Origin of the sequence: Paraburkholderia sp. BR10872 (genome assembly GCF_040965835.1) — a bacterium.
GTDB lineage: Bacteria > Pseudomonadota > Gammaproteobacteria > Burkholderiales > Burkholderiaceae > Paraburkholderia > Paraburkholderia nodosa_A.
The window spans coordinates 96,121-110,436 of record NZ_JBFRCN010000010.1; the positions used below are offsets into that span (position 1 = coordinate 96,121).

12 protein-coding genes and 1 pseudogene are annotated in these 14,316 nt (G+C 65.6%); 8 read left to right on the forward strand and 5 right to left on the reverse strand.

Features of this window, described 5'->3' with window-relative positions; genetic code table 11:
- Positions 1-106 precede the first annotated feature (106 nt).
- Positions 107-748 carry a 16S rRNA (guanine(966)-N(2))-methyltransferase RsmD gene (gene rsmD, locus AB4Y43_RS10970; protein WP_368727806.1) on the reverse strand — a complete coding sequence of 214 codons (642 nt, stop codon included), beginning with the start codon at positions 746-748 and terminating at the stop codon, positions 107-109.
- Between the two features lie 283 nt (positions 749-1,031).
- On the opposite strand from rsmD, the gene ftsY reads away from it, so the two are divergent.
- Positions 1,032-2,201: a signal recognition particle-docking protein FtsY gene (gene ftsY, locus AB4Y43_RS10975; RefSeq protein WP_342949525.1), complete on the forward strand. Its 1,170-nt coding sequence runs from the start codon at positions 1,032-1,034 to the stop codon at positions 2,199-2,201.
- A 97-nt stretch (positions 2,202-2,298) separates the two neighbouring features.
- Here the strand turns inward: ftsY and maiA are convergent, their stop codons facing one another.
- Both maiA and AB4Y43_RS10985 read right to left on the reverse strand, forming a co-directional pair.
- Entirely contained in the window at positions 2,299-2,946 is a 648-nt protein-coding gene (gene maiA / locus AB4Y43_RS10980; protein ID WP_342949526.1) for a maleylacetoacetate isomerase, read from the reverse strand.
- Between the two features lie 44 nt (positions 2,947-2,990).
- Positions 2,991-3,689, reverse strand: a pseudogene (locus tag AB4Y43_RS10985) (fumarylacetoacetate hydrolase family protein).
- Between the two features lie 249 nt (positions 3,690-3,938).
- Between AB4Y43_RS10985 and ybiB the strand changes: the two are divergent.
- The 3 genes from ybiB to leuA all read left to right on the forward strand — a co-directional run bounded on the left by ybiB (position 3,939) and on the right by leuA (position 7,133).
- Positions 3,939-4,901 (forward strand): DNA-binding protein YbiB, encoded by a 963-nt coding sequence (gene ybiB / locus AB4Y43_RS10990; RefSeq protein WP_342949528.1) that lies wholly within the window; start codon positions 3,939-3,941, stop codon positions 4,899-4,901.
- Positions 4,902-5,293: 392 nt separating this feature from the next.
- Positions 5,294-5,497: a hypothetical protein gene (locus tag AB4Y43_RS10995; protein WP_342949529.1), complete on the forward strand. Its 204-nt coding sequence runs from the start codon at positions 5,294-5,296 to the stop codon at positions 5,495-5,497.
- Positions 5,487-7,133, forward strand: coding sequence for a 2-isopropylmalate synthase (leuA, locus tag AB4Y43_RS11000; protein WP_368727807.1), 1,647 nt, complete (start codon positions 5,487-5,489; stop codon positions 7,131-7,133). The genes AB4Y43_RS10995 and leuA overlap by 11 nt, the downstream gene beginning before the upstream one ends.
- Positions 7,134-7,283: 150 nt before the next feature.
- On the opposite strand, the gene AB4Y43_RS11005 is transcribed toward leuA, so the two are convergent.
- The gene (locus AB4Y43_RS11005; RefSeq protein WP_028201838.1) at positions 7,284-7,667 is read right to left on the reverse strand and encodes a nuclear transport factor 2 family protein; all 384 of its coding nucleotides are present in this window, start codon (positions 7,665-7,667) and stop codon (positions 7,284-7,286) included.
- Positions 7,668-8,241: 574 nt separating this feature from the next.
- Between AB4Y43_RS11005 and rpoH the strand changes: the two genes are divergently transcribed.
- From rpoH to cydB, 4 genes are all read left to right on the forward strand, one after another.
- Positions 8,242-9,177 (forward strand): RNA polymerase sigma factor RpoH, encoded by a 936-nt coding sequence (rpoH, locus tag AB4Y43_RS11010; protein WP_069264904.1) that lies wholly within the window; start codon positions 8,242-8,244, stop codon positions 9,175-9,177.
- A 188-nt stretch (positions 9,178-9,365) separates the two neighbouring features.
- Positions 9,366-9,668 (forward strand): cytochrome oxidase putative small subunit CydP, encoded by a 303-nt coding sequence (gene cydP, locus AB4Y43_RS11015; RefSeq protein ID WP_342949531.1) that lies wholly within the window; start codon positions 9,366-9,368, stop codon positions 9,666-9,668.
- A complete protein-coding gene (locus AB4Y43_RS11020; protein WP_069264906.1) occupies positions 9,655-11,241 on the forward strand; it encodes a cytochrome ubiquinol oxidase subunit I in 1,587 nt (528 codons plus the stop codon). The genes cydP and AB4Y43_RS11020 overlap by 14 nt, the downstream gene beginning before the upstream one ends.
- Before the next feature lie 37 nt (positions 11,242-11,278).
- Positions 11,279-12,415: a cytochrome d ubiquinol oxidase subunit II gene (cydB, locus tag AB4Y43_RS11025; RefSeq protein ID WP_368727808.1), complete on the forward strand. Its 1,137-nt coding sequence runs from the start codon at positions 11,279-11,281 to the stop codon at positions 12,413-12,415.
- An 83-nt stretch (positions 12,416-12,498) separates the two neighbouring features.
- Here the strand turns inward: cydB and nagE are convergent, their stop codons facing one another.
- Complete coding sequence (gene nagE, locus AB4Y43_RS11030) at positions 12,499-14,259, reverse strand: N-acetylglucosamine-specific PTS transporter subunit IIBC (RefSeq protein ID WP_368727809.1); 1,761 nt, start codon at positions 14,257-14,259, stop codon at positions 12,499-12,501.
- Positions 14,260-14,316 lie beyond the last annotated feature (57 nt).

Consider the following 14,316-nt stretch of genomic DNA (forward strand, 5'->3'; position numbering starts at 1 on the left):
GGCTTCTCCTCTCAACAGAAATGGGGCGCAATGCAGTGCCGTGGCGACGCATGCGCACGTGCGTGCGTGACGGCCAGGCCGCCCGCCGCTTCTTATCGAACGCGCATTATTCCTCATTTTCGCGCTGCAGCAAATGATAGTGAACGGCGCCGGCCCGGCCCTCGCGCACCACGCTCCAGCCCGCCAGCGCGGGCCGCGCACTGGGATCGATACGCTCACCTGACTCCACGTAAAGCCAGCCGTCCGGGGCGACGAGCGGCGCAGCCAGGTCGAGTGAGCGCTCGAGCAGCGCGGTGTCGCCGAACGGGGGATCGAGGAACACCACATCGAACGAGCCTGGCGCGAGATTGGCCGCGAGACGCAGTGCGTCGGCTTCTGCGATTTCGATCATGCGCGCGCCAAGGCGCGCCTGGTTCGAGCGCAGTTGCGCGGCGGCGCGCGCGCTGCGCTCCACCATCACGACGCGCGCGGCGCCCCGCGAGGCCGCCTCGAAGCCGAGGCCGCCGCTGCCCGCGAAAAGGTCGAGGCAACGCAGACCGTCGAGACGCTGGCCAAGCCAGTTGAAGACCGTCTCGCGCACGCGATCGGGGGTCGGACGCAAACCGTCGAGGTCGAGCACCGGCAGCGGCGTGCGCTTCCAGTCGCCGCCGATGATGCGGATCGTGTGCGCACCGCCGCCGCCACGTGCGCGGGGATCGGGCTGATGGGTGCGGCCGCCTTGGCCACGTGAAGGTGAGGAACGGGTCATGCGTTGGGTCGTACCGCTGCGTGCATTTGACCGCTGGCAGTCAACTTGCCGGCGGAACTCGACTGTGGGGTTCGACGCTTTCGCATCGCGCCCTCCAATGCGCGCACGTTACCACAGGGGCGCGCAGGTGCCGCGTGCGCGCCGCAACGCTCCCACCGCGATGCCGCAGCGACTCCAGCTAACGCGCCTGATAAAATGCCATGTTTTCCGCGCGTTACCTCTTCCATGCCGTCGCTGACCGCCCCTCGGTCCGACCCGCAGCGCGCCTGACCCACCCCAGACCATGTTCAGTTTCTTCAAACGATTCCGCGGCTCGAAGGACGCCGAGAACGCGCCGGCCGAGAATGCGCAGGACGAAGCCACTCTCGAGGCGCCGGACGAGGCCGTTGATAAGGCCGTTGATGAGGCCGCCAGCGCGCCGCACCAAACGTCGCCCGCGCCCTCCGCTCCACCGGCCGTGACCGCTCCGGTCGAGCCGCAGCAAGCCGTCGACAATGACGACGAACCGGAAACCGTCGAGATTGTCCCGCCGCCCGCGCTCGAGCCCGAAGCCAGGCAATCGTGGCTCAAGCGCCTGAGGTCGGGGCTCTCGAAAACCGGCTCGAACATCCAGAGCATCTTCGTCAACGCGAAGATCGACGACGATCTCTACGAAGAGCTCGAAACCGCGCTGCTGATGTCGGATGCGGGCGTCGACGCGACCGAATATCTGCTCGAAACGCTGCGCCAGAAGGTACGCGCCGAGCGCCTGACCGACGCACAGCAGGTGAAGAACGCCCTGCGCGAGCTGCTCATCGGCCTGCTCAAGCCGCTCGAGAAGTCGCTCATGCTCGGCCGCGCGCAGCCGCTCGTGATGATGATCGCGGGCGTGAACGGCGCGGGCAAGACCACCAGCATCGGCAAGCTCGCCAAGCATCTGCAAAGCTTCGACCAGAGCGTGCTGCTCGCCGCCGGCGACACGTTCCGCGCTGCCGCGCGCGAACAGCTCGCCATCTGGGGCCAGCGCAACAACGTGACGGTCGTGCAGCAGGAAAGCGGCGACCCGGCAGCGGTGATCTTCGACGCCGTGAGCGCCGCGCGCGCGCGCCGCATCGACGTGGTGATGGCCGACACCGCTGGCCGCCTGCCCACGCAATTGCATCTGATGGACGAGCTGAAGAAGGTCAAGCGCGTGATCGGCAAGGCGTTCGACGGCGCACCGCACGAGGTGGTGCTCGTGATCGACGCGAACACGGGCCAGAACGCGCTCGCACAGGTCAAGGCCTTCGACGACGCGCTCGGCCTCACCGGCCTCATCGTCACGAAGCTCGACGGCACCGCCAAGGGCGGCATCCTCGCCGCGATCGCGCGGCAACGCCCGATCCCCGTGTATTTCATCGGCGTGGGCGAAAAGGTCGAAGATCTGCAGCCGTTCGTGGCCGAAGAATTCGCCGACGCGCTGCTTGGCAGCTGATAGCGCGCAATTACCCGGCTTTGAATGTACGAAGGGCGTCGTTCTCACGAACGACGCCCTTTTTCATTGTCGCGGCCAGTGCAAACCGGTCATGCGCTCATTCCGTGTCCGGCTGCACGCCCGGCGCGGCGCGCGCGAACGCGTCGAGCGCGAGCGCGTAGTCGTTGATACGCTGAATGGTCGGGTAACGCGTCGTGTCGATCTTGAAGCGGTTCGCGTTGTAGACCTGCGGCACGATGCAAAGATCGGCGACGGTCGGCGTGTCGCCGAAAGCGAGCTTGCCGGTGCGCGGATCGCTGGCGAGCCGCTGTTCGAGCGTCGCGAAGCCCGCCTCGATCCAGTGGCGGTACCACGCGTCTTTCGTCGCGTCGTCGGCGCCTACGGTGTGCTTGAGGTACTTGAGCACGCGCAGGTTGTCCACCGGATGAATCTCGCACGCCACCTGCAGCGCGAGCGAGCGCACATGGGCGCGATCGATGGGCGACTTCGGCAGCAGCGGCGGCTCGGGATGCGTCTCTTCCAGATATTCGATGATCGCGAGCGACTGCTGAAGCGTGTGCCCTTCGTCGTCGACGAACGACGGCACGATCGCATCGGGATTCACCTGGCGGTAGGCAGGCTTGAGCTGCTCGCCGCCGTCGCGCACGAGGTGAACCGGGACGTACTCGTACGACAGGTTCTTCAGATTCAGCGCAATTCGCACCCGATACGATGCCGAACTGCGGAAATAGCTGTAAAGCTTCATGCTCCTCTCTTGCTCCTCTTGAATCGTGATGCGGCGCGCGCCGCTCAGACGACCCGCACGGCGAATTCGCCGATTCCTGCCACACCGCCCGTCATCAGATCGCCCTTGACCACGGCGCCCACGCCTTCGGGCGTGCCCGTGTAGATCAGGTCGCCGGCCTTGAGTTCGAACAGCGTCGAAAGGAACGCGATCGTGTCGGCAACCGGCCAGATCATCTGCGAGATATCCGAGCGCTGTTTCTCCTCGCCGTTGACTGCGAGCCAGATTTCGCCCTTCTCGAGCTGGCCGATCTTCGAAACCGGATGGATCGGGCCGATCGGCGCCTAATGGTCGAAGCCCTTGGCCGTATCCCACGGACGACCGAGCTTCTTCGCCTCGCCCTGCAAGTCGCGGCGTGTCATATCGAGGCCGAGCGCGTAGCCAAACACGTGGTCGAGCGCGCTCGCGACCGGAATGTCCTTGCCGCCTTTGCCGATTGCCGCGACGAGTTCCATCTCGAAGTGCACGTTCTGCGATTGTGCGGGGTACGGAAATTCGGCGGTCGAGCCCGGTGCGACGTAGAGCACGGCGTCGGCGGGCTTGGAGAAGAAGAACGGCGGTTCACGGTTCGGATCGTGGCCCATCTCGCGCGCATGCGCTTCGTAGTTGCGGCCAACGCAATAGATGCGCCGCACCGGGAAACGCGTGTCGGTGCCTGCCACCGGCACCGAGGCGAGTGCCGCCGGTTCGAATACGTACGTCATGGAGTTCTCCGTCTTTGTGATGGCGCGTGCACGAAGCACGCGTGCCTGTCGATCGCGCGGCTTGCGCCGTCAGAACAATCGCGAGTGTAACGCGCGGCGGTAGGCGTGCGCGGCGGCGTCTTCACGCGGCCGGCCGGGCGCGGCCGGCGATGCGTGCCCGGCGAGGCACCGCGTGCTCGTGCGATACTTCCCGCATCCCCATTTCAATACGACGGCGGCCCTCGGCACGCCGTCGAACGAACCGCGCCCATGACCGCCGCCGACTCCACCGACATCTTCCCGTGCGCCCGCTTCATCAAGGAGATCGGCCGCGGACCGCACGGCGCTCGCTCGCTCTCGTCCGAAGACACGCACGCCCTTTACGCCGCCATGCTCGACGGCCGCGTGCCCGAGCTGGAGCTAGGCGCGGTGCTGCTCGCCTACCGCCTCAAGGGCGAAACCGCGGATGAGCTGGCCGCCATGCTCTGCGCGGCGCACGCCTCGTTCGCGCCGCTCGCGGTGCCGCGAGGCGACTATCGGCCTGTCTCGATCCCAAGCTACAACGGCGCGCGCAAGCAGCCGAATCTCGTGCCGCTGCTCGCCTTGCTGCTCGCGCGCGAAGGCGTGCCGACGCTCGTGCACGGCGTCGTGACCGATCCGGGTCGTGTCACGAGCGCGGAAATCTTCGCGGCGCTGAATCGTCCCGAAGCACGCGATCACGCCGAAATCGAGGCGCAACTGGCGTCGGGCCGCGTGGCGTTTTCGTCGATCGACACGCTCGCGCCCAAACTCGCGCGCCTGCTCTCGATGCGCCGGCGCATGGGCGTGCGCAACTCCACGCATACGCTCGTGAAGCTGCTGCAGCCGTTCGCGGAGCCGGGCCTGCGTCTCGTGAACTACACGCACCCGCCGTACCGCGAAAGCCTCAGCGCCCTCTTCGCGGCGCATCCGGAAGCGGCGGTGGGCGGCGCGTTGCTCGCGCGCGGCACTGAGGGCGAAGCCGTCGCCGATACCCGCCGCCAGGTGCAGGTCGACTGGCTGCACGACGGCATCTGCGAAACGCTGGTCGAACCGGAGCGCTCGTCGCCCGGCGCGCCCGAAATCGATCTCCCCGAAGGCCGCGATGCACCGACTACAGCCGCCTGGATCGATGCCGTGCACCGCGGCGAAGCGCCGGTGCCGGATGCGATCACGCGCCAGATCGAGACGATCAAACGCATCGCGAAGCGCTGACGATCGAACCCGAAAACCCGGCGCTCAAGCCGCCGAGGGCCGCGCGGGGCGGGCGACGCGCGTGTTCCGCCGCAAGCGTATCGGCGCGCTTCGTCGGCCATCTTCACGCATCTTCACGCGCCCAACCAGCAAATTCGCTGTTGACACGCGCAGCCGCCCTGATTTACATTGGACGAATGCGTTCCTACCCGAACACCCTCCGAATTACCTTCGGCCGACTATCGGCCCTATCGCTACGCCTGGCCTAAAGCTGGTGTAGCGCCGCAACGACCCCTCCTCCGGTCACCGCGGTCCTCCCAAAGCAGTTCTCGCAGTACCCCAGATCCGCTGTATCTCTACAACTTGTCGTCTGCATTCGTCCGCTTACCGTTCGGACGAGTCGCGAGGTCAAAATGCACGTTGCATGGGCATCGTTCACGTCCGCTTTCGCCGCGCCGGTTACCGCCGTCACCGTGGCCGTCTTCTTCGCGTCCGAGGTTGCCGCCCGTACGCGTGAGGTTTCGCGCATCGTGCTCCGTCGCCAGCCCGCCAACCGCCCGCTGCCGACCACCATCGCAAACGACACCATGAAGAACGAGGCTCGTCATGTTGCGTAATCCCGCCGAGAAGTACCGCCCCTTCCCCGCCATCCGATTGAACGGCCGCAAATGGCCCACGCGCGCCGTCGAGCGCGCGCCGATCTGGATGAGCACCGACCTGCGCGACGGCAACCAGTCGCTGATCGAGCCGATGAGCATCGAGCAGAAGACCGAATTCTTCGAAATGCTCGTCGCGATCGGCTTCAAGGAAATCGAAGTCGGCTTTCCGTCCGCTTCGCAGACCGACTTCGATTTCGTGCGCAAGCTGATCGACGAAAAACGCATTCCCGACGATGTGACGATCGAAGTGCTCGTGCAGGCGCGCGAAGAATTGATTGCACGCACGTTCGAAGCGCTCGAAGGCGTGCCGCGCGCCATCGTCCACCTCTACAACGCGATCTGCCCGTCGTTCCGCAAGATCGTGTTCGGCCAGTCGAAGGAGGAAGTGAAAGCGCTCGCGGTCGAAGGCACGCGCATCATCCGCGCACACGCCGACAAGAACCCGCAAACGCACTGGATTTACCAGTATTCGCCCGAAACCTTCAGCATGACCGAGCTGACCTTCGCGCGCGAAGTCTGCGACGCGGTGGCCCAGACGTGGCGCCCGACGCGCGATCACAAAATGATCGTGAATCTTCCGGCGACCGTCGAAGCGGCGATGCCCAACGTCTACGCCGACCAGATCGAGTGGATGGACCGCAATCTCGCGTACCGCGACAGCATCGTGCTGTCGGTGCATCCGCACAACGACCGCGGCACGGCGGTGGCCGCCGCCGAGTTGGCGCTGCTCGCGGGCGCGGACCGGATCGAAGGCTGCCTGTTCGGCAACGGCGAGCGCACCGGCAACGTCGATCTCGTCACGCTCGCGATGAACCTCTACACCCAGGGCATCGACCCGGGCCTCGACTTCTCGGACATCGACGCCGTGCGCCGCGTGGTCGAGCGCTGCAACCAGTTGCCCGTGCATCCGCGTCATCCGTATGCGGGCGACCTCGTGTTCACGGCGTTCTCGGGCTCGCACCAGGACGCGATCCGCAAGGGCTTCGCGCAGCAGCAGCCCGACGCCGTCTGGGAAGTGCCGTATCTCCCGATCGATCCCGCCGACCTCGGCCGCAGCTATGACGCGGTGATCCGCGTGAACAGCCAGTCGGGCAAGGGTGGCGCGACTTATCTGCTCGAGCGCGGCATGGGCTTCACGCCGCCGCGCCGCGTGCAGATCGAGTTCAGCCACGCCGTGCAGACCGTCGCCGATACGTCTGGCGAAGAGATCACGGGCGAGGCGGTCTGCGCACTGTTCGCGCGTGAGTACTTCGAAACGCGCGGGCCGGTTGCCAACGCCGGTTCAGGCCGCGTGCGCTGGGAAGGCCGTGATGTGGCCATGCCGGCTGCCACGAGCAGCGATGAGGCACATGCGCAAGCTGTGGCCGCCGCCATCGCGGCACTCGCCGGCGAGCACATTGAAATCACGTCGTTCGAGACTGAGCGCACCTCGCAGGGCGGTACGGCCGTGTTCGTCGGCGCGCGCGTGGGCGGCCAGCCGCTGCGCCACGGCGTCGGCGTGGGCGAAGACGCGGTCCATGCGTGCGTCGCGGCAGTGGTCAGCGCGGTGAACCGCGCGGCCTGGCCGCAAGTGGATCGGCGCGCGGCGGCCTGACGCCTTTCGCGCGTGTCGCGCGCTGTGCGCGAAGCAGTTTGGGTTTCAGCAGGGAAATCGGCGGCATTGTTGAGCGCCGGCGGCAAAACGGGCCGCCGGCGTGCGCCTGAAGCGCCTACACGGCGTTTCAGCGAGTGGACTTACCGGTCATCACTCGATCGCGCAACGCGTCGCCTGCCATGCGAGCAGACGCCAGTGGCCCCCTTCCTGCGTCTGGATCGCCGTATAGGCAATCGGAAAGAGCAGCGCACCGTTGTTCGCTTCCATCTCGATCAACACGCGGCCGGAGACCACGCAGGCCTCGTTGCCCGCGTGCAGCACGTCCTGCGACTGGATCTCGATCTGGCGGTAGCGGCGGCGGCCGGCCGTGATCGCGTCGATGAACTGCTGCTTGGTCTCGCGTTTGCCGTTGGTGTGGACGAAGGTCGCGTGATCGGACAGCAACTGGTCCAGCGACGTGCCGTCGCCGTCGACCATCGCGCGAAAGCGCTCGCGCTCAAGTCCGCGAATCGCATCGATCAGTTTTGCCGCCATCGCTCGAGCCCCTTGCGCGTTGGCCCGCGCCTGAGCGCAGATCTCCGCCGAAGATTTCTGCATACGTCTGGCTGAAATTTATACCAGGTTTTGGCACAAGGATACTTGCGATCAAAGACATCGCCTCCATCTATGGTGGATACGCCACGCGCCCGGTGAGAACTGCGCCTGGCGTAGCGACATCTCCGCGGCCGCGCCCGGATGTCGCAGCGCAGCACTTTCCGCTTTATCCGATGTCTATTTCTCAGATTGTGTGACAAGGTCCTGGCGCTGCGCGGCCCCTCGAACGTCGCTGATTTCACCCCTTATTTCCCGCGCACTTCGCGCCGGACGCTGTCCCGTACTAGAGTGTTCCTTCGGCCTGCCCCTTGCGCAGGCCAGCGCCGGGCGCCGGGCCCCGCCCTGCTTGATTGCCGGCGTTTAGTGTAATCTATCGATACAACCATTTCGATAGGAATCAAGGAACCTTGAAGCCCCTACAGACTCCAAGTATTAGCACTCGGGGATTCAGAGTGCTAACATCCACCGTGGAGTCGGTGTCTGACTTTCGCAAGATTCCTGAGGAGTTCGCTACGTGAGCAACGCAATGACCATGACCCTTCCGAGTACGCTGAGCCCGTCGTCGGCCAAGGCCGGGGGCTCATTGGCGCTCGCGAATGCTTCCCTGTTGCCCGGCCAGCTGGGCAACATCGACGCTTATATTCAGGCCGTGAACCGGATCCCGATGCTGACGCCACAAGAAGAGCGTCAGTTCGCGACCGAGTTTCGCGAGCAGAACAATCTTGAAGGCGCGCGCCGCCTGGTGCTGTCGCACCTGCGCCTCGTGGTGTCGATCGCGCGTAATTATCTCGGCTATGGCCTGCCGCACGCCGACCTGATCCAGGAAGGCAACATCGGCCTGATGAAGGCCGTGAAGCGCTTCGACCCCGAGCAGAACGTGCGCCTGGTGTCGTACGCCATGCACTGGATCAAGGCTGAGATCCACGAATACATCCTGCGCAACTGGCGCATGGTGAAGGTCGCCACGACCAAGGCGCAGCGCAAGCTGTTCTTCAACCTGCGCAGCCACAAGCAGGGCCTGCAGTCGTTCACGCCGGAAGAGATCGACGGCCTCGCGCAGGAACTGAACGTGAAGCGCGAAGAGGTCGTGGAGATGGAAACGCGCCTGTCGGGCGCCGACATCGCGCTCGAAGGCCAGACCGAAGACGGCGAGGAGTCGTTCGCCCCGATCGCCTGGCTCGCCGACTCGCACAGCGAGCCGAGCGCCGTGCTCGCCGCACGTTCGCGCGACCGCCTGCAGTCGGACGGCATTGCGAGCGCGCTGGAAGCGCTCGACGCACGCAGCCGCCGCATCATCGAGGCGCGCTGGCTCAACGTGGACGACGATGGTTCGGGCGGCTCGACCCTGCACGAGCTGGCCGACGAGTTCGGCGTTTCGGCCGAGCGCATTCGCCAGATCGAGGCGAGCGCCATGAAGAAGATGCGCACCGCCCTCGCCGACTACGCGTAAGCGTCGCCAGGTCTCACCGGCACACCGAAAACCCCGTTCCCGCGAACGGGGTTTTTCTTTTGCGCGCACCACACGCTGCGCACCTTCGCACCGGCCTCGCTGATTCCACCCTAAGATGATTTCGAGGTGGTGAGCCAGAGGCCGCGCCGCGGTCTGGCCTCGTAACGCGTTCGAGGGCACCCGTCGCCATGATCCCGGCATCCGGTCAACGCCAGCGCACATCGTCGCTGCTGCGCACGCGCATCCTCCAGTGGATGCGCGGCCCCACCTTCGCGCGCGATATTGCCCTCGTTCTCGCCGTCAAGCTCGTCCTCTTGATGGCGCTCAAATACGCATTCTTCAATCATCCGCAGGCAGAAGACATGAACATGCCGCCTGCCGCTGTCGCGCAGGCCATCCTGGCCGTGCCCGAGTCTACGGCGCTCAAGCCGTCAGTGTCCCAATCCCCGACCATGCCGCCCCCGCGAGGAGACCGTCATGCCCACGATTGAATCGGTGGAACTCTCGCGTCTTCAGTTCGCCATCACCGCGCTCTACCACTTCCTGTTCGTGCCCCTCACGCTCGGCCTCTCGTGGCTGCTCGTCATCATGGAGTCCGTCTATGTGATGACCGGCAAGGAGATCTACAAGGACATGACGCAGTTCTGGGGCAAGCTCTTCGCCATCAACTTCGCGATGGGCGTCACCACCGGCCTCACGATGGAGTTCCAGTTCGGCACCAACTGGTCGTACTACTCGCACTACGTGGGCGACATTTTCGGCGTGCCGCTCGCCGTGGAAGGGCTCGCGGCGTTCTTCCTCGAATCGACCTTTGTCGGGGTGTTCTTCTTCGGCTGGAATCGCCTGTCGAAAGGCGCACACCTCTTCACCACGTTTCTCGTCGCGCTCGGTTCGAACCTCTCGGCGCTGTGGATTCTCATCGCCAACGGCTGGATGCAGAACCCCGTGGGTGCGTCGTTCAACTACGAAACCATGCGCATGGAACTCACCAGCCTGTTCGCGGTGATCTTCAACCCCGTCGCGCAGGTGAAGTTCGTGCACACGGTTTCGGCCGGCTATGTGACGGCGTCGATGTTCGTGCTCGGCATTTCGTCGTGGTACCTGCTGCGCCGGCGCGACGTCGAGTTCGCGCTGCGCTCGTACGCGATCGCCGCGGGCTTCGGCCTTGCGTCCACGCTATGCGTGCTGATCCTCGGCGACGAATCGGGCTACACCGACGGCGTGGTGCAGCAGGTCAAGCTCGCCGCCATCGAGGCCGAATGGGAAACCGCGCCCGCCCCCGCGCCGTTCACGCTATTCGGTTTGCCTAACCAGAAGGAAGAGCGCACCGACTACGCGATCCGCATTCCCTGGCTGATGGGCATCATCGCCACGCGCTCGATCGACACGCCCGTGATCGGCCTGAAAGACCTGATGGGCCGCGCCGAAGTGCGCATCCGCAATGGCATGCTCGCCTACGCCGCGCTGCAAAAGATGAAGGAAGGCACCGCCGACACCGAAACGCGCGACGTGTTCGAGGCGCACAAGGCCGATCTCGGCTACGGCCTGCTCTTGAAGCGGTTCACGCCGAACGTGGTCGACGCGACTTCCGGCCAGATCAGGGCCGCGTCGCGAACCGCGATTCCGGCCGTCGCGCCGGTGTTCTGGTCGTTTCGCGTGATGGTGGGTCTCGGCATCCTCTTTCTCGTGACCTTCGTACTCGCCTTCTGGTTCTGTGCGCAGCGCTCGCTGCTCAAGGACAGCCGCCGCTGGTTCCTCGGCTGGGCGCTGGTGGCGATTCCGCTGCCGTGGCTCGCTGCCGAGTTCGGCTGGGTCGTCGCGGAAACCGGCCGCCAGCCGTGGACCATCGCGGAAGTGCTGCCCACGCGTCTTTCGGCTTCGAGCCTCGCACCCGGCGACGTGATGCTGAGCATCGCGGGCTTCGTGATCTTCTACACGCTGCTCTTCATCATCGAGATCACGCTGATGTTCAAGTACGCGCGCCTCGGGCCTTCGTCGCTGCACACCGGTCGCTACTTCCACGAGCAGACGGCCGCGCTGGCCACCAGCGGCAAGGTCTCGTGATCGCTGCAAGACACCGAAAGACGCGAGGAAACACGCCATGGACTACGCAACGCTCAAGTTGATCTGGTGGGTGCTGATCGGCGTGCTGCTGATCGGCTTCGCGCTCACCGACGGTTTCGACATGGGTGCGGCCGTGCTGCTGCCCTTCGTCGGCAAGACCGACGAGGAGCGCCGCATCGTCATCAACGCGGTCGGCGCGACGTGGGAAGGCAACCAGGTGTGGTTCATCACGGCGGGCGGCGCGATGTTCGCCGCGTGGCCGCTCGCCTATGCGGCGTCGTTCTCGGGCTTCTACTTCGCGATGCTGCTCGTGCTGTTCTCGCTGTTTTTCCGTCCCGTGGGCTTCGACTATCGCGGCAAGCGCGTCGATGTGAGATGGCGCCAGGGCTGGGACTGCGGTCTTTTCATCGGCGGCTTCGTGCCGGCGCTCGTGTTCGGCGTGGCGTTCGGCAATCTGCTCCAGGGCGTGCCGTTCGCCTACGACACGGACCTGCGCGTGACGTATCACGGCAGATTCTTCGCACTCCTCAATCCGTTCGCGCTCGTCTGCGGACTGGTGAGCCTGTGCATGCTCACCGCGCACGGCGCGGCGTTCCTGAAGAGGAAGACCGATGGCGTCGTCGCCATGCGCGCTTCGAAGGCGCTACGGCTTTTCTCGGCGCTCACGATCGTGTTGTTTCTCGTGGCGGGCGCGCTCGTGGCGACGCTCATCGGCGGCTATACGATCACGTCGCCGGCGCCGCTCGATACCGTGGCCAATCCGCTCCTGAAGCGTGTCGATTCGGGGCCAGGGCTCTGGCTCGCGAACTACGGGCTTTATCCGTGGATGGCGCTCGCCCCTGCCGTGGGCGTGCTCGGCGGCGTGCTCGCATTCGCACTCGCGGGCTCGCGCTTCGAGCGGCTCGCGTTCGTGAGCACGGGGCTGCAGATCGTCGGCGTGATTCTGACTGCGGGCTTTTCGATGTTCCCGTTCATCATGCCCTCCTCGCTCGACCCGCGTTCGAGCCTCACCGTCTGGGACGCAACCTCGAGCAGGATGACGCTCGAGATCATGCTGGTGGCCGTCATCATTTTTCTGCCGATCGTGCTCGCCTACACGGCGTGGGTCTATCGCGTGATGCGCGGCAAGATCACCGCCAGCGCGATACAGGACAACCACCATACGCTGTACTGAGCGCCCAGGCGACTGAGCGGCGCTGGAAACGAAAACGCCGCGGCAGGTGCCGCGGCGTCTTTCACAGGCATACAGCGAATCGATTACGCCGGCTGGAGCGCCAGCTCGCGTGCATAGCGCGGCGCAGCGTCGCCGACCACGATGTGCAGCGTATCCGCCGAAGTCCACACCGCGTCGAGCGCGCCGAGCTTCTCGCGATCCACGGCCGCCGGGTCGCGCACGATCACGCGCAGGCGCGTGGCCGCCACCGCGTCGAGCGAAACGATATTGCCAACGCCGCCGAACACCGCGAGCCAGCGCGACGGATTCGGATCGAGCGGGCCATGCGCGATATCTGCGCTCGCGCTCGCCTGAGCAGCCAGAACAGCCTGAGCCGCAGGCTGCGCCGCGGGAGCCGCCTTGCCAGCCGCGGAACCGCCGCGGGCGATCTCACCGCGAATCTCATCGGCGATGATGTCCGCTTCCGGCCCGATGACGACCTGCACGCTTTCGCCGCCGCGCTTGAGCACGCCGCGTGCGCCGATCGCCTTCAACGCCGGCTCGGAAACATGCGCGGGATCGGCCACCGTGAGACGCAGACGCGTCGTGCAGGCATCGACCACCTTGAGGTTGGCCGCGCCGCCCAGCGCATCGATGTAACGCGCCGCACGCGATAGCGATGCCGTCGCCGCGCCGCCGGCTGCCACCGCAACGCCCGACATCGACGAGGCGATTGCCGTATCGCCCGCCGAAGCTTCACGGCCCGGCGTGGGCAGATTGAAGCGGCGGATGAAGAAGCGGAACAGCCCGTAGTACACGACCGCATAGACCGCGCCGAGCGCAATTGCATACCAGCCGTGCGTGGAGAGCCCGTAGTTCAGCACGTAGTCGATCGCGCCGGCCGAGAAGGTGAAGCCGAGCTTGATGCCGAGCAGCGAGCAGATCGCGAGCGACAGCCCCGTGAGCACCGCGTGGATCGCGTAGAGCACGGGAGCGAGGAACATGAACGTGAACTCGATCGGCTCGGTCACGCCCGTGAGGAACGAGGTGAGCGCCATCGAAAACAGCAGGCCGCCCACCATCGCGCGCTTGTCCTTCGGCGCTTCGTGCAGCATCGCGAGACACGCTGCCGGCAGGCCGAACATCATCACCGGGAAGAAGCCGGCCATGAAGCTGCCCGCCGTGGGGTCGCCCGCGAAGAAGCGGTGCAGGTCGCCCGTGACCGCCGCACCGCCGGCTGCCGGCGTGAACGAGCCGAACACGAACCACACGAGCGAGTTGAGGATGTGGTGCAGACCCGTGACGAGCAGGAGCCGGTTGAGCAAGCCGTACACGAAGGTGCCGATCGCGCCCGCCGTGGTGAGCCAGTGGCCGGCGGTGTCGATCACGCCCTGCACCGGTCCCCAGACGTAGCCGAACACGATGCCCAGCGCGAGACACGTGAGCCCCGTGACGATCGGCACAAAGCGTTTGCCACCGAAGAACGCGAGGAACTCGGGCAGCTTGATGTCCTTGAAGCGGTTGTACAGCATGCCCGCGACGACGCCGGCTACCACGCCCGACAGCACGCCCATGTTGAGCTTGTCGTTGATGTCCTTCATCACGGCGGTCTGGACCAGATAGCCCAGCGCACCCGCGAGGCCGGCGACGCCGTTGTTATCCTTGGCGAAGCCCACCGCAATGCCGATCGCAAACAGCAACGGCAGGTTATCGAAGATCGCGCCGCCCGCGTCGGCGATGATCTTGATGTTGAGCATGTCGGCCTGGCCGAAACGAAGCAGGATGCCGGCGACCGGCAGCACTGCGATGGGAAGCATCAGCGCGCGGCCGAGGCTTTGAATCTTGAGAAACGGATTGCCATCCATTGAACTGCCTCCAGTCTCTATCTCTTGCTTGACGTGTGTGGGTGAGAGAAGCCGGCG